Origin of the sequence: Streptomyces phaeofaciens, assembly GCF_014648915.1 — a bacterium.
Lineage (GTDB): Bacteria > Actinomycetota > Actinomycetes > Streptomycetales > Streptomycetaceae > Streptomyces > Streptomyces phaeofaciens.
This window is the reverse complement of the sequence record NZ_BMSA01000010.1, coordinates 1-12,332: the sequence shown is the minus strand read 5'-3', so window position 1 is coordinate 12,332 and position 12,332 is coordinate 1. Positions and strand designations below refer to the sequence as shown.

Annotated in this window: 23 protein-coding genes and 1 pseudogene; all 24 read left to right on the top strand. The window is 65.9% G+C overall.

Annotation, left to right across the window (positions count from 1 at the left end; translation table 11 throughout):
* Positions 1–12: 12 nt before the first annotated feature.
* On the top strand, positions 13–294 hold the full coding sequence (rpsS, locus tag IE275_RS18015) for a 30S ribosomal protein S19 (RefSeq protein ID WP_055718840.1): 282 nt from the start codon (positions 13–15) through the stop codon (positions 292–294).
* 42 nt (positions 295–336) lie between these two features.
* A complete protein-coding gene (gene rplV / locus IE275_RS18010; protein ID WP_003974262.1) occupies positions 337–684 on the top strand; it encodes a 50S ribosomal protein L22 in 348 nt (115 codons plus the stop codon).
* On the top strand, positions 684–1,511 hold the full coding sequence (rpsC, locus tag IE275_RS18005; RefSeq protein ID WP_189712338.1) for a 30S ribosomal protein S3: 828 nt from the start codon (positions 684–686) through the stop codon (positions 1,509–1,511). The genes rplV and rpsC overlap by 1 nt, the downstream gene beginning before the upstream one ends.
* 5 nt (positions 1,512–1,516) lie before the next feature.
* Positions 1,517–1,936: a 50S ribosomal protein L16 gene (gene rplP / locus IE275_RS18000; RefSeq protein WP_030788270.1), complete on the top strand. Its 420-nt coding sequence runs from the start codon at positions 1,517–1,519 to the stop codon at positions 1,934–1,936.
* Positions 1,936–2,160 (top strand): 50S ribosomal protein L29, encoded by a 225-nt coding sequence (gene rpmC / locus IE275_RS17995; RefSeq protein WP_003998824.1) that lies wholly within the window; start codon positions 1,936–1,938, stop codon positions 2,158–2,160. The genes rplP and rpmC overlap by 1 nt, the downstream gene beginning before the upstream one ends.
* Positions 2,160–2,444, top strand: coding sequence for a 30S ribosomal protein S17 (rpsQ, locus tag IE275_RS17990; protein WP_014674375.1), 285 nt, complete (start codon positions 2,160–2,162; stop codon positions 2,442–2,444). The genes rpmC and rpsQ overlap by 1 nt, the downstream gene beginning before the upstream one ends.
* Positions 2,445–2,574: 130 nt before the next feature.
* A complete protein-coding gene (rplN, locus tag IE275_RS17985; protein WP_003998823.1) occupies positions 2,575–2,943 on the top strand; it encodes a 50S ribosomal protein L14 in 369 nt (122 codons plus the stop codon).
* Between the two features lie 2 nt (positions 2,944–2,945).
* Positions 2,946–3,269, top strand: a complete 324-nt coding sequence (gene rplX / locus IE275_RS17980; RefSeq protein ID WP_030039760.1) for a 50S ribosomal protein L24 — start codon at positions 2,946–2,948, stop codon at positions 3,267–3,269.
* Positions 3,269–3,826 carry a 50S ribosomal protein L5 gene (rplE, locus tag IE275_RS17975; RefSeq protein ID WP_030788262.1) on the top strand — a complete coding sequence of 186 codons (558 nt, stop codon included), beginning with the start codon at positions 3,269–3,271 and terminating at the stop codon, positions 3,824–3,826. Before rplX ends, rplE begins: the two co-directional genes overlap by 1 nt.
* Positions 3,827–3,831: 5 nt before the next feature.
* Positions 3,832–4,017, top strand: coding sequence for a type Z 30S ribosomal protein S14 (locus tag IE275_RS17970; RefSeq protein WP_030890724.1), 186 nt, complete (start codon positions 3,832–3,834; stop codon positions 4,015–4,017).
* Positions 4,018–4,231: 214 nt separating this feature from the next.
* Positions 4,232–4,630 (top strand): 30S ribosomal protein S8, encoded by a 399-nt coding sequence (gene rpsH / locus IE275_RS17965; protein ID WP_030788259.1) that lies wholly within the window; start codon positions 4,232–4,234, stop codon positions 4,628–4,630.
* 21 nt (positions 4,631–4,651) lie between these two features.
* Positions 4,652–5,191, top strand: coding sequence for a 50S ribosomal protein L6 (rplF, locus tag IE275_RS17960; protein ID WP_057602881.1), 540 nt, complete (start codon positions 4,652–4,654; stop codon positions 5,189–5,191).
* Between the two features lie 3 nt (positions 5,192–5,194).
* The gene (gene rplR / locus IE275_RS17955; RefSeq protein ID WP_020132625.1) at positions 5,195–5,578 is read left to right on the top strand and encodes a 50S ribosomal protein L18; all 384 of its coding nucleotides are present in this window, start codon (positions 5,195–5,197) and stop codon (positions 5,576–5,578) included.
* A gap of 64 nt (positions 5,579–5,642) precedes the next feature.
* A complete protein-coding gene (rpsE, locus tag IE275_RS17950) occupies positions 5,643–6,248 on the top strand; it encodes a 30S ribosomal protein S5 (RefSeq protein ID WP_020132624.1) in 606 nt (201 codons plus the stop codon).
* The gene (gene rpmD / locus IE275_RS17945) at positions 6,248–6,430 is read left to right on the top strand and encodes a 50S ribosomal protein L30 (RefSeq protein ID WP_055632353.1); all 183 of its coding nucleotides are present in this window, start codon (positions 6,248–6,250) and stop codon (positions 6,428–6,430) included. Before rpsE ends, rpmD begins: the two co-directional genes overlap by 1 nt.
* Before the next feature lie 2 nt (positions 6,431–6,432).
* On the top strand, positions 6,433–6,888 hold the full coding sequence (rplO, locus tag IE275_RS17940) for a 50S ribosomal protein L15 (protein WP_189712337.1): 456 nt from the start codon (positions 6,433–6,435) through the stop codon (positions 6,886–6,888).
* A 246-nt stretch (positions 6,889–7,134) separates the two neighbouring features.
* Positions 7,135–8,448, top strand: coding sequence for a preprotein translocase subunit SecY (gene secY / locus IE275_RS17935; protein ID WP_189712336.1), 1,314 nt, complete (start codon positions 7,135–7,137; stop codon positions 8,446–8,448).
* Positions 8,448–9,110, top strand: coding sequence for an adenylate kinase (locus tag IE275_RS17930; protein WP_189712335.1), 663 nt, complete (start codon positions 8,448–8,450; stop codon positions 9,108–9,110). Before secY ends, IE275_RS17930 begins: the two co-directional genes overlap by 1 nt.
* 115 nt (positions 9,111–9,225) lie before the next feature.
* Complete coding sequence (map, locus tag IE275_RS17925) at positions 9,226–10,062, top strand: type I methionyl aminopeptidase (protein ID WP_189712334.1); 837 nt, start codon at positions 9,226–9,228, stop codon at positions 10,060–10,062.
* Positions 10,063–10,584: 522 nt separating this feature from the next.
* Positions 10,585–10,806, top strand: a complete 222-nt coding sequence (infA, locus tag IE275_RS17915; protein ID WP_003948620.1) for a translation initiation factor IF-1 — start codon at positions 10,585–10,587, stop codon at positions 10,804–10,806.
* Between the two features lie 72 nt (positions 10,807–10,878).
* A complete protein-coding gene (gene rpmJ, locus IE275_RS17910; RefSeq protein ID WP_004984509.1) occupies positions 10,879–10,992 on the top strand; it encodes a 50S ribosomal protein L36 in 114 nt (37 codons plus the stop codon).
* 201 nt (positions 10,993–11,193) lie between these two features.
* Positions 11,194–11,574: a 30S ribosomal protein S13 gene (gene rpsM, locus IE275_RS17905; protein WP_189712333.1), complete on the top strand. Its 381-nt coding sequence runs from the start codon at positions 11,194–11,196 to the stop codon at positions 11,572–11,574.
* Positions 11,575–11,644: 70 nt separating this feature from the next.
* Positions 11,645–12,049, top strand: a complete 405-nt coding sequence (gene rpsK, locus IE275_RS17900; protein ID WP_189712332.1) for a 30S ribosomal protein S11 — start codon at positions 11,645–11,647, stop codon at positions 12,047–12,049.
* A gap of 161 nt (positions 12,050–12,210) precedes the next feature.
* Positions 12,211–12,332, top strand: a pseudogene (locus IE275_RS17895) (DNA-directed RNA polymerase subunit alpha); the annotation flags it as partial.

Below are 12,332 nucleotides of genomic sequence, written 5' to 3'. Positions count from 1 at the left end.
GAGCGGGTTTAGATGCCGCGCAGTCTCAAGAAGGGACCCTTCGTCGACGGCCACCTCGTCAAGAAGGTGGACGCCCAGAACGAAGCCGGTACCAAGAACGTCATCAAGACCTGGTCCCGTCGCTCGATGATCGTCCCCAGCATGCTGGGCCACACGATCGCGGTGCACAACGGCAAGACCCACATTCCGGTGTTTGTCACCGAGTCGATGGTCGGCCACAAGCTCGGCGAGTTCTCGCCGACGCGCACCTTCCGGGGTCACGTCAAGGACGACCGGAAGTCGAAGCGCCGCTAGTAGCGGGGTGGAATGACCATGACAGACACTGGAAGGACAACCATGGAAGCCAGGGCCCAGGCGCGGTACATCCGCGTCACGCCCATGAAGGCCCGCCGGGTGGTGGACCTTATCCGTGGCATGGACGCCACGGAGGCTCAGGCGGTCCTGCGTTTCGCCCCGCAGGCCGCGAGCGTGCCGGTCGGCAAGGTGCTGGACAGCGCCATTGCCAACGCCGCGCACAACTACGACCACACTGACGCCGACAGCCTCTTCATCTCCGAGGCGTACGTCGACGAGGGTCCGACCCTGAAGCGGTTCCGGCCGCGCGCCCAGGGCCGTGCCTACCGGATCCGCAAGCGGACCAGCCACATCACCGTGGTCGTCAGCAGCAAGGAAGGAACCCGGTAATGGGCCAGAAGGTTAACCCGCATGGGTTCCGGCTCGGCATCACCACGGACTTCAAGTCCCGCTGGTACGCCGACAAGTCGTACAAGGAGTACGTCGGGGAAGACGTCGCCATCCGTCGGATGATGACGTCCGGCATGGAGCGCGCCGGCATCTCCAAGGTCGAGATCGAGCGCACCCGTGACCGTGTGCGTGTGGACATCCACACCGCTCGCCCGGGCATCGTCATCGGCCGCCGCGGCGCCGAGGCCGACCGTATCCGCGGTGACCTGGAGAAGCTGACCAAGAAGCAGGTCCAGCTCAACATCCTCGAGGTCAAGAACCCGGAGACGGACGCTCAGCTGGTGGCCCAGGCCGTCGCCGAGCAGCTCTCCTCCCGCGTCTCCTTCCGTCGGGCCATGCGTAAGAGCATGCAGTCCGCCATGAAGGCCGGCGCCAAGGGCATCAAGATCCAGTGCGGTGGCCGCCTCGGTGGCGCCGAGATGTCCCGCTCGGAGTTCTACCGCGAGGGCCGTGTGCCCCTGCACACGCTCCGCGCGAACGTGGACTACGGCTTCTTCGAGGCCAAGACGACCTTCGGCCGCATCGGTGTGAAGGTCTGGATCTACAAGGGCGACGTCAAGAACATCGCCGAGGTCCGCGCCGAGAACGCTGCTGCCCGTGCCGGCAACCGCCCGGCTCGTGGCGGCGCCGACCGCCCGGCCCGTGGTGGCCGCGGTGGCGAGCGTGGCGGTCGCGGTCGCAAGCCGCAGCAGGCTCCCGCTGCCGAGGCCCCCAAGGCCGAGGCTCCGGCTGCCGCTCCGGCTGAGAGCACCGGAACGGAGGCCTGACCGACATGCTGATCCCCCGTAGGGTCAAGCACCGCAAGCAGCACCACCCGAAGCGTCGCGGTGAGGCCAAGGGCGGTACCACGGTCGCGTTCGGCGAGTACGGCATCCAGGCCCTCACGCCGGCGTACGTGACCAACCGCCAGATCGAAGCGGCTCGTATCGCGATGACCCGCCACATCAAGCGTGGCGGCAAGGTCTGGATCAACATCTACCCGGACCGTCCCCTCACCAAGAAGCCTGCCGAGACCCGCATGGGTTCCGGTAAGGGTTCGCCGGAGTGGTGGATCGCGAACGTGCACCCGGGCCGGGTCATGTTCGAGCTGTCCTACCCGAACGAGAAGATCGCCCGTGAGGCCCTCACTCGCGCAGCCCACAAGCTGCCGATGAAGTGCCGGATCGTCAAGCGCGAGGCAGGTGAAGCGTGATGTCGGCCGGTACCAAGGCGTCCGAGCTGCGCGAACTGGGTGACGAGGAGCTTCTGGCGAAGCTCCGCGAAGCCAAGGAAGAGCTGTTCAACCTCCGCTTCCAGGCGGCGACGGGTCAGCTCGAGAACCACGGTCGGCTGAAGGCCGTCCGCAAGGACATCGCGCGGATCTACACCCTGATGCGTGAGCGCGAGCTGGGCATCGAGACGGTGGAGAGCGCCTGATGAGCGAGAGCAACGTGACTGAGAACACCGAGGCGCGCGGTTTCCGCAAGACCCGCGAGGGTCTCGTCGTCAGCGACAAGATGGACAAGACCGTCGTCGTCGCCGTCGAGGACCGCGTCAAGCACGCGCTGTACGGCAAGGTCATCCGCCGTACGAACAAGCTCAAGGCGCACGACGAGCAGAACGCCGCGGGTGTCGGCGACCGTGTCCTCCTGATGGAGACCCGGCCGCTGTCCGCCACGAAGCGCTGGCGCGTCGTCGAGATCCTCGAGAAGGCCAAGTAGGTAATTCCCGCAAGGGAATTCCCGTCAGTACGCTCCTGCGGGGCATCCCTCGCAGGACAGTTCCGCCAGGCTCCGGGAGCCGCTCTGCTGAGCGGCTCCCGGGGAACCGGCAGACAAACAGGAGATAGACGTGATCCAGCAGGAGTCGCGACTGCGCGTCGCCGACAACACTGGTGCGAAGGAAATCCTTTGCATCCGTGTGCTCGGTGGCTCCGGTCGCCGCTACGCGGGCATCGGTGACGTCATCGTCGCCACCGTCAAGGACGCGATCCCCGGTGGCAACGTGAAGAAGGGTGACGTCGTCAAGGCGGTCATCGTTCGCACCGTCAAGGAGCGCCGCCGTCCGGACGGCTCGTACATCCGCTTCGACGAGAACGCCGCCGTCATTCTGAAGAACGACGGTGACCCTCGCGGCACCCGCATCTTCGGCCCGGTCGGGCGCGAGCTGCGCGAGAAGAAGTTCATGAAGATCATCTCGCTGGCTCCGGAGGTGCTGTAAGCATGAAGATCAAGAAGGGCGACCTGGTCCAGGTCATCACGGGTAAGGACAAGGGCAAGCAGGGCAAGGTCATCGCGGCCTTCCCCCGCGAGGACCGCGTCCTGGTCGAGGGTGTCAACCGGGTCAAGAAGCACACGAAGGCCGGTCCGACCGCCAAGGGCTCCCAGGCCGGCGGCATCGTGACCACCGAGGCCCCGATCCACGTGTCCAACGTTCAGCTGGTCGTGGAGAAGGACGGCAACAAGGTCGTCACGCGCGTCGGTTACCGCTTCGACGACGAGGGCAACAAGATCCGCGTTGCCAAGCGGACGGGTGAGGACATCTGATGGCTACCACCACCACTCCGCGTCTCAAGACGAAGTACCGCGAGGAGATCGCGGGCAAGCTGCGTGAGGAGTTCTCCTACGAGAACGTCATGCAGATCCCCGGCCTCGTCAAGATCGTGGTCAACATGGGTGTGGGCGACGCCGCCCGCGACTCCAAGCTGATCGAGGGCGCCATCCGCGACCTCACCACGATCACCGGTCAGAAGCCGGCCGTCACCAAGGCCCGCAAGTCCATCGCGCAGTTCAAGCTGCGTGAGGGTCAGCCGATCGGTGCCCACGTCACGCTCCGTGGCGACCGCATGTGGGAGTTCCTGGACCGCACCCTGTCGCTCGCGCTCCCGCGCATCCGCGACTTCCGTGGTCTGTCCCCCAAGCAGTTCGACGGCCGTGGCAACTACACCTTCGGTCTCACGGAGCAGGTCATGTTCCACGAGATCGACCAGGACAAGATCGACCGTGTCCGGGGTATGGACATCACCGTGGTCACCACGGCGACCAACGACGCTGAGGGCCGTGCGCTCCTTCGTCACCTCGGCTTCCCCTTCAAGGAGGCGTGAGCGAGATGGCGAAGAAGGCTCTGATCGCGAAGGCTGCTCGCAAGCCCAAGTTCGCTGTGCGCGCGTACAACCGCTGCCAGCGTTGCGGCCGTCCCCACTCCGTGTACCGCAAGTTCGGCCTCTGCCGTGTGTGCCTTCGTGAGATGGCTCACCGTGGCGAGCTGCCGGGCGTGACCAAGAGCTCCTGGTAAACCCCCTTATTAGGGGTTCCAGAGGCTCTCGGTAAGCAATGGGCGTGTCAGGTGCCCACCTCTTCATGGCTTAGGCTTGGAGGGTTGGGCACCTGATGGTCGCCCGTACGACTTACTACGCCGTAGGTCCACCGCGCCGCACCCGCCCCGTCTCGGATCGGGGAGAGGGATGGCGCACCAGGAAACCCCGGCGAGAGAGGCCACAGGCCAATTCATGACCATGACTGATCCGATCGCAGACATGCTGACGCGTCTGCGGAACGCGAACTCGGCGTACCACGATTCCGTGACGATGCCGGCGTCCAAGATCAAGTCGCACATCGCGGAGATCCTCCAGCAGGAGGGCTTCATCACGGGCTGGAAGGTCGAGGACGCCGAGGTCGGCAAGAACCTCACCCTCGAGCTCAAGTTCGGCCCGAACCGTGAGCGCTCCATCGCGGGCATCAAGCGGATCTCCAAGCCCGGTCTCCGGGTTTACGCGAAGTCCACCTCCCTGCCCAAGGTGCTCGGTGGCCTCGGCGTGGCGATCATCTCCACGTCGCACGGTCTCCTCACCGACAAGCAGGCCGGCAAGAAGGGCGTAGGCGGAGAAGTCCTCGCCTACGTCTGGTAGCGGAAGGGAACGGAAACAGCTATGTCGCGTATTGGCAAGCTCCCTATCACGGTTCCCGCCGGCGTGGACGTCACCATCGACGGCCAGACGGTTTCGGTCAAGGGTCCCAAGGGCTCGCTGACCCACACCGTCGTTGCGCCGATCGAGATCGCCAAGGGTGAGGACGGCGTTCTGAACGTCACCCGCCCCAACGACGAGCGTCAGAGCAAGGCCCTGCACGGCCTGTCCCGCACGCTGGTGGCGAACATGATCACCGGCGTGACCCAGGGTTACGTGAAGAAGCTCGAGATCAGTGGTGTCGGTTACCGCGTGACCGCGAAGGGCTCGAACCTTGAGTTCGCGCTCGGTTACAGCCACCCGATCACCGTCGAGGCCCCCGAGGGAATCTCCTTCAAGGTCGAGAACCCCACCCGGTTCTCGGTCGAGGGCATCGACAAGCAGAAGGTCGGCGAGGTTGCGGCCAACATCCGCAAGCTGCGCAAGCCCGACCCGTACAAGGCCAAGGGCGTCAAGTACGAGGGCGAAGTCATCCGCCGCAAGGTCGGAAAGGCGGGTAAGTAAGCCATGGCATACGGACAGAAGATCCTCAAGGGCGACGCTTACAAGCGTGCCGCGATCAAGCGTCGCCACATCCGGATCCGTAAGCACATCTCGGGTACGGCTGAGCGTCCGCGTCTCGTCGTGACGCGCTCGAACCGCCACATCGTGGCCCAGGTCATCGACGACATCAAGGGTCACACCCTGGCGTCGGCGTCGACCCTGGACACGACGATCCGCGGCGGCGAGGGCGACAAGTCCGCGCAGGCCAAGTCGGTCGGTGCCCTGGTCGCCGAGCGCGCCAAGGCCGCCGGTGTCGAGGCTGTCGTGTTCGACCGTGGTGGTAACCAGTACGCCGGGCGCATCGCCGCCCTGGCGGATGCCGCCCGCGAGGCCGGACTCAAGTTCTGAGTCGCCCGTCGCGCTAGCGACCTAGGTCGCTGCGTAGCTAGCGGAAAAAGAGAGAGGTAATCCAATGGCTGGACCCCAGCGCCGCGGAAGCGGTGCCGGTGGCGGCGAGCGGCGGGACCGGAAGGGCCGTGACGGCGGCGCTGCTGCCGCCGAGAAGACCGCGTACGTTGAGCGCGTCGTCGCGATCAACCGTGTCGCCAAGGTTGTGAAGGGTGGTCGTCGCTTCAGCTTCACCGCGCTGGTCGTGGTGGGCGACGGTGACGGCACCGTGGGTGTCGGTTACGGCAAGGCCAAGGAGGTGCCGGCCGCCATCGCCAAGGGTGTGGAGGAGGCCAAGAAGCACTTCTTCAAGGTTCCCCGTATCCAGGGCACCATCCCGCACCCGATCACGGGCGAGAAGGCCGCGGGCGTCGTCCTGCTCAAGCCTGCTTCCCCCGGTACCGGCGTCATCGCCGGTGGCCCGGTGCGTGCCGTGCTCGAGTGCGCCGGCGTTCACGACATCCTGTCGAAGTCGCTCGGTTCGTCGAACGCGATCAACATCGTGCACGCGACCGTGGAGGCCCTCAAGGGCCTGCAGCGTCCCGAGGAGATCGCGGCTCGCCGTGGTCTGCCCCTCGAGGACGTCGCTCCCGCGGCTCTGCTTCGTGCGCGTGCCGGGGCTGGTGCGTAATGGCCCGCCTCAAGATCACGCAGACGAAGTCGTACATCGGCAGCAAGCAGAACCACCGTGAGACCCTTCGTTCGCTCGGGCTCAAGCGCCTGAACGACGTGGTCGTCAAGGAAGATCGTCCCGAGTTCCGCGGCATGGTGCACACCGTCCGCCACCTCGTGACGGTCGAGGAGGTCGACTGATCATGGCGGAGAACAACCCGCTCAAGATCCACAACCTCCGTCCCGCCCCGGGCGCCAAGACCGCCAAGACCCGTGTCGGTCGTGGTGAGGCGTCGAAGGGTAAGACGGCCGGTCGTGGTACCAAGGGCACGAAGGCCCGCTACCAGGTTCCGGAGCGCTTCGAGGGTGGCCAGATGCCCCTCCACATGCGTCTTCCGAAGCTGAAGGGCTTCAAGAACCCGTTCAAGATCGAGTTCCAGGTCGTGAACCTCGACAAGCTGGCCGCGCTGTACCCGGAGGGTGGCGAGGTCACCGTCGAGGGTCTCGTCGCCAAGGGTGCCGTTCGCAAGAACAGCCTCGTCAAGGTGCTCGGCCAGGGCGAGATCACCGTGGCGCTTCAGGTGACGGTCGACGCCGTCTCCGGCTCCGCCAAGGAGAAGATCACCGCCGCCGGCGGTACCGTCACCGAGCTCGTCTGAACACAACAGGCGTCTCGATGACTTGAACGATCCCGACCGGGGATACCCCACAAATGGGGTATCCCCGGTTGGTCGTTCCTAGGGAAGGCGTGTCGCCGGTAAGGTGACCTGCACTGCCCACTTTTCACAAGGTTCCCTCAAGCGGGCACCTTGAGCGGCAGTCGGCCGTTACTCATGTCGTTGTTCCTATTGGACCTTCAAGACCGTCACCCTTGACGCAGATGCGCGGGGGTCGCAGGAGGCACCGTGCTCACCGCGTTCGCCCGGGCGTTCAAGACGCCCGACCTGCGCAAGAAGCTGCTCTTCACGCTCGCCATCATCGTGGTCTACCGGGTCGGTACGCACATCCCGATCCCCGGTGTCGACTACACGTCCGTCCAGCGGTGCGTGGACGAGGCGTCCGGCAACCAGGGCCTCTTCGGTCTGGTGAACATGTTCAGTGGCGGCGCGCTGCTGCAGATCACCATCTTTGCGCTCGGGATCATGCCGTACATCACGGCGAGCATCATCCTTCAGCTGCTGACCGTGGTCATTCCACGCCTGGAAGCCCTGAAGAAGGAGGGCCAGGCCGGCACCGCGAAGATCACGCAGTACACCCGTTATCTCACCGTGGCGCTCGCCATCCTCCAGGGCACCGGCCTCGTGGCGACCGCCCGCAGCGGCGCCCTGTTCTCCGGTTGCACGGTCGCCTCGAGCATCGTCCCGGACCGTGCGATCTTCACCACCATCGTCATGGTCGTCACCATGACCGCCGGTACGGCCATGGTCATGTGGCTCGGTGAGCTGATCACCGACCGCGGCATCGGCAACGGCATGTCGATCCTGATGTTCATCTCGATCGCCGCCACGTTCCCGTCGGCGCTGTGGGCCATCAAGAAGCAGGGCACCCTGGCGGACGGCTGGATCGAGTTCGGCACGGTCATCCTGGTCGGCCTGGTCATGGTCGCCCTGGTGGTCTTCGTCGAGCAGGCCCAGCGCCGGATCCCGGTGCAGTACGCGAAGCGCATGATCGGCCGCCGGTCCTACGGCGGTACCTCGACGTACATCCCGCTCAAGGTGAACCAGGCCGGTGTGATCCCGGTCATCTTCGCCTCGTCGCTGCTCTACATCCCGGCTCTTGTCGCCCAGTTCTCCAGCGGGACCTCCGGCTGGAAGACCTGGATCGAGCAGACGCTGACCAAGGGCAATCACCCCGTCTACATCACCCTGTACTTCCTGCTGATCGTCTTCTTCGCCTTCTTCTACGTGGCCATTTCCTTCAACCCCGAGGAAGTCGCCGACAACATGAAGAAGTATGGTGGCTTCATCCCGGGCATCCGGGCTGGCCGACCGACCGCTGAGTACCTGTCGTACGTGCTCAACCGGATCACCTGGCCGGGTTCGCTGTACTTGGGTCTGATCGCTCTTGTGCCGACGATGGCGTTGGTTGGTTTCGGGGCAAACCAGAACTTCCCCTTCGGCGGGACGAGCATCCTGATCATCGTGGGTGTCGGCCTGGAGACGGTGAAGCAGATCGAGAGCCAGCTCCAGCAGCGTAATTACGAAGGGTTCCTCCGCTGATGCGAATCGTCCTCGTCGGGCCGCCGGGTGCCGGAAAGGGAACGCAGGCCACTCGCCTGGCCGAGACACTGAGCGTGCCGCACATCTCCACGGGCGACCTGTTCCGCGCCAACATCAGCCAGCAGACCGAGCTCGGGAAACTCGCGAAGTCCTACATGGACAAGGGCGAGCTGGTGCCGGACGAGGTCACCATCGCCATGGCCAAGGACCGCATGGAGCAGCCGGACGCCGAGCGCGGCTTCCTGCTGGACGGCTTCCCGCGCAATGTCTCGCAGGCGGAGGCGCTGGACGAGCTGCTCACCACCGAGGCCATCAAGCTGGACGCGGTGCTCGACCTGGAGGCCCCCGAGGAGGAGGTCGTCAAGCGGATCGCCGGCCGGCGCATCTGCCGCAACGACTCGTCCCACGTCTTCCACGTGACGTACAAGAAGCCGGCCCGCGAAGGCGTCTGTGACGTCTGCGGCGGCGAGCTGTACCAGCGGGACGACGACTCCGAGGAGACCGTGCGGACCCGGCTCGAGGTCTACCACACGCAGACCGAGCCGATCATCGACTACTACAAGGCCCAGGGCCTGGTGGTGACGATCGATTCCATGGGTCCCGTGGAAGAGGTCACCGGCCGTGCGCTGGCCGCGTTGAAGCGTGAGGGCGACGACCAGTAGCCGTCGTCCCTGTACGGCCGTGGAGTCCCCCGGGACCCCACGGCCGTACTGTTGTGTACGTAGTAGTAACCCTCGAGTACCCATCGACCTGAGTGACGGAGAGCGCAGGCCCCCCATGGTGCAGATCAAGAGCCCCGAGCAGATCGCCAGGATGCGTGCGGCGGGGCTGGTCGTCGCGGCCATCCACGCGGCGACGCGGGAAGCGGCAGTGCCGGGGGCGACCACGAAGGACCTGGACGAGGTCGCGCGCAAGGTCCTCGCCGAGCACGGCGCGAAGTCGAACTTCCTCGGGTACGGCGGCTTCCCCGCGACCATCTGCACCTCGGTGAACGACGTGGTCGTCCACGGCATCCCCTCCGACGAGGTCGTCCTCAAGGACGGCGACATCATCTCCATCGACTGCGGCGCGATCGTGGACGGCTGGCACGGGGACGCGGCCTACACGGCCTTCGTGGGCTCCGGTCACGCTCCGGAGCTGGTGGAGCTGTCCCGGGTGACCGAGGAGTCGATGTGGGCCGGTATCGCGGCCATGAAGCCGGGCAACCGGCTGGTGGACGTCTCCCGGGCCATCGAGACGTACATCCGCCGCCAGCCGAAGCCGGGCGGCGGCAAGTACGGGATCATCGAGGACTACGGCGGCCACGGCATCGGCACCGAGATGCACATGGACCCGCACCTGCTGAACTACGTCGACCGCCGCCGCGGCAAGGGCCCCAAGCTGGTCCCGGGCTTCTGCCTGGCCATCGAGCCGATGGTCTCCCTGGGCACCCCGCGCACGGAGGTTCTGGAGGACGACTGGACCGTCATCACGACGGACGGCACCTGGTCCTCGCACTGGGAGCACTCCGTCGCGCTGACGGAGGAGGGGCCGCTGGTCCTGACGGCCCCGGACTGCGGCCGCGCGAAGCTGGCCGAACACGGCGTGACGGCGGCCCCGGATCCGCTGGCCTGACGGTGGGGCCCGCTCCCAGCCGTCGGCCGGAGGCCGGCGCAGCCACTCGAAGCCCGTGAGGCGCCCCCGGCGCCGAGCCCGCGAGAGTGGCGTGGAGGATCGGTCGACCGGACCGTCATCACGACGGACGGCACCTGGTCCTCGCACTGGGAGCACTCCGTCGCGCTGACGGAGGAGGGTCCGCTGGTCCTGACGGCCCCGGACTGCGGCCGCGCGACGCTGGCCGAACACGGCGTGACGGCGGCTCCGGATCCGCCGGCCTGACGGACGCGTGACGGCGGCCCCGGATCCGCCGGCCTACGGGCACGGGTCCGCCCCGGTCCGTCGGCCGGAGGTCTGTGCCGGGGCTGTCGGGATGGGCGTGCGCATGATGATCTGCTGGGTGGGGCAGACTTCTCGATTCGTGTTTCTGGATGCGCTGACGTAGACTGACTCGTCGGCTCTCGTGCACCCGCATGTCCGCATGCGCCCGTAAGGGAAAGCGGGGGAGTCGATCAAGGTAGTCGATTCGAAGGGCGAAGCGTGGCCAAGAAGCAAGGTGCCATCGAGATCGAGGGCACTGTCGTCGAGTCTCTTCCGAACGCCATGTTCAAGGTCGAGCTCCAGAACGGCCACCAGGTCCTGGCACACATCAGCGGCAAGATGCGGATGCACTACATCCGTATCCTCCCTGACGACCGGGTCGTGGTGGAGTTGTCTCCGTACGACCTGACGCGTGGCCGGATCGTCTACCGCTACAAGTAGATCTTGCCCCGGCTCCGTGCGCTGTTCCGCGTGCGGGGTTGCCGGCAACTGACCCGGAGAACCTCACATCCCATGAAGGTCAAGCCGAGCGTCAAGAAGATCTGCGACAAGTGCAGGGTGATCCGCCGTCACGGTCGGGTCATGATCATTTGCGAGAACCCGCGCCACAAGCAGCGCCAGGGCTGATCGCACCGGATCACACCCTCTGCATCGATATCGCAGAGACTTCGCGCGACGCGAGCTGAATATGTTCATACGCAGGGCCCAGGCGGGGTTTTTTCTTGCCTGACACCCCCGGTTCGGAGGCCGGAGACCCAGTTCGTACCTGGTACGGCGGCTGGGAGCAGGCTCTGCGGAAGACCTCCGAAGATCACCAGGAGCCATTGAATGGCACGCGTTTCCGGTGTTGACATCCCGCGCGACAAGCGCGTGGAGGTCGCCCTCACCTACGTGTTCGGCATTGGCCGGACCCTTTCGCAGGAGACGCTGGCTGCGACCGGCGTCGACCCGAACACCCGCGTTCGCGACCTCTCCGAGGAGCAGCTCGTCGCGATCCGCGAGTACGTGGACGCCAACATCAAGACCGAGGGTGACCTCCGTCGCGAGATCCAGGCCGACATCCGCCGCAAGGTCGAGATCGGCTGCTACCAGGGTCTCCGTCACCGTCGTGGTCTGCCCGTCCGCGGTCAGCGCACCAGCACGAACGCTCGTACCCGCAAGGGCCCGCGTCGCGCCATCGCCGGCAAGAAGAAGCCGGGCAAGAAGTAGTCCTCAGCGGACAACGCTTCATCAGCGGTCTTCGCTGTAGGACCGACCACCTCCCCGTAGGAGTTTGTAGATGCCCCCCAAGGGTCGTCAGGGCGCTGCCAAGAAGGTGCGCCGCAAGGAAAAGAAGAACGTCGCGCACGGCCACGCGCACATCAAGAGCACGTTCAACAACACGATCGTGTCCATCACGGACCCGGCCGGCAACGTGATCTCCTGGGCCTCCGCGGGCCACGTCGGCTTCAAGGGCTCCCGCAAGTCCACGCCGTTCGCCGCGCAGATGGCCGCCGAGTCGGCTGCCCGCCGCGCTCAGGAGCACGGCATGCGCAAGGTCGACGTGTTCGTCAAGGGCCCGGGCGCCGGTCGTGAGACCGCCATCCGTTCCCTGCAGGCCACGGGCCTCGAGGTCGGCTCCATCCAGGACGTCACCCCGACCCCGCACAACGGCTGCCGTCCGCCGAAGCGCCGCCGCGTCTGACGCACGGCCGCTCGGCCGCTCGTCGGTCGGTCTGAGGTTTCCGGGCGGTACGGCTCCGTAAAAGGGCCGTATCGCCCGTACCCTTGCTGTATCACCACCGGGCCACCGCCCGGTGACTCAGGGCATCAAATAGTGGGTGCCCCTGACTGAAGGAACGCAACATGCTGATCGCTCAGCGTCCCTCGTTGACCGAAGAGGTCGTCGACGAGTTCCGCTCCCGGTTCGTGATCGAGCCGCTGGAGCCGGGCTTCGGCTACACGCTCGGCAACTCCCTGCGTCGTAC

What these genes read in the sequence shown, in the direction of transcription:
- rpsS (WP_055718840.1), top strand. Translation starts at nt 13, where the DNA reads ATGCCGCGCAGTCTCAAGAAGGGACCCTTCGTCGACGGCCACCTCGTC.
- rplV (WP_003974262.1), top strand. Translation starts at nt 337, where the DNA reads ATGGAAGCCAGGGCCCAGGCGCGGTACATCCGCGTCACGCCCATGAAG.
- rpsC (WP_189712338.1), top strand. Translation starts at nt 684, where the DNA reads ATGGGCCAGAAGGTTAACCCGCATGGGTTCCGGCTCGGCATCACCACG.
- rplP (WP_030788270.1), top strand. Translation starts at nt 1,517, where the DNA reads ATGCTGATCCCCCGTAGGGTCAAGCACCGCAAGCAGCACCACCCGAAG.
- rpmC (WP_003998824.1), top strand. Translation starts at nt 1,936, where the DNA reads ATGTCGGCCGGTACCAAGGCGTCCGAGCTGCGCGAACTGGGTGACGAG.
- rpsQ (WP_014674375.1), top strand. Translation starts at nt 2,160, where the DNA reads ATGAGCGAGAGCAACGTGACTGAGAACACCGAGGCGCGCGGTTTCCGC.
- rplX (WP_030039760.1), top strand. Translation starts at nt 2,946, where the DNA reads ATGAAGATCAAGAAGGGCGACCTGGTCCAGGTCATCACGGGTAAGGAC.
- rplE (WP_030788262.1), top strand. Translation starts at nt 3,269, where the DNA reads ATGGCTACCACCACCACTCCGCGTCTCAAGACGAAGTACCGCGAGGAG.
- IE275_RS17970 (WP_030890724.1), top strand. Translation starts at nt 3,832, where the DNA reads ATGGCGAAGAAGGCTCTGATCGCGAAGGCTGCTCGCAAGCCCAAGTTC.
- rpsH (WP_030788259.1), top strand. Translation starts at nt 4,232, where the DNA reads ATGACCATGACTGATCCGATCGCAGACATGCTGACGCGTCTGCGGAAC.
- rplF (WP_057602881.1), top strand. Translation starts at nt 4,652, where the DNA reads ATGTCGCGTATTGGCAAGCTCCCTATCACGGTTCCCGCCGGCGTGGAC.
- rplR (WP_020132625.1), top strand. Translation starts at nt 5,195, where the DNA reads ATGGCATACGGACAGAAGATCCTCAAGGGCGACGCTTACAAGCGTGCC.
- rpsE (WP_020132624.1), top strand. Translation starts at nt 5,643, where the DNA reads ATGGCTGGACCCCAGCGCCGCGGAAGCGGTGCCGGTGGCGGCGAGCGG.
- rpmD (WP_055632353.1), top strand. Translation starts at nt 6,248, where the DNA reads ATGGCCCGCCTCAAGATCACGCAGACGAAGTCGTACATCGGCAGCAAG.
- rplO (WP_189712337.1), top strand. Translation starts at nt 6,433, where the DNA reads ATGGCGGAGAACAACCCGCTCAAGATCCACAACCTCCGTCCCGCCCCG.
- IE275_RS17930 (WP_189712335.1), top strand. Translation starts at nt 8,448, where the DNA reads ATGCGAATCGTCCTCGTCGGGCCGCCGGGTGCCGGAAAGGGAACGCAG.
- map (WP_189712334.1), top strand. Translation starts at nt 9,226, where the DNA reads ATGGTGCAGATCAAGAGCCCCGAGCAGATCGCCAGGATGCGTGCGGCG.
- rpmJ (WP_004984509.1), top strand. Translation starts at nt 10,879, where the DNA reads ATGAAGGTCAAGCCGAGCGTCAAGAAGATCTGCGACAAGTGCAGGGTG.
- rpsM (WP_189712333.1), top strand. Translation starts at nt 11,194, where the DNA reads ATGGCACGCGTTTCCGGTGTTGACATCCCGCGCGACAAGCGCGTGGAG.
- rpsK (WP_189712332.1), top strand. Translation starts at nt 11,645, where the DNA reads ATGCCCCCCAAGGGTCGTCAGGGCGCTGCCAAGAAGGTGCGCCGCAAG.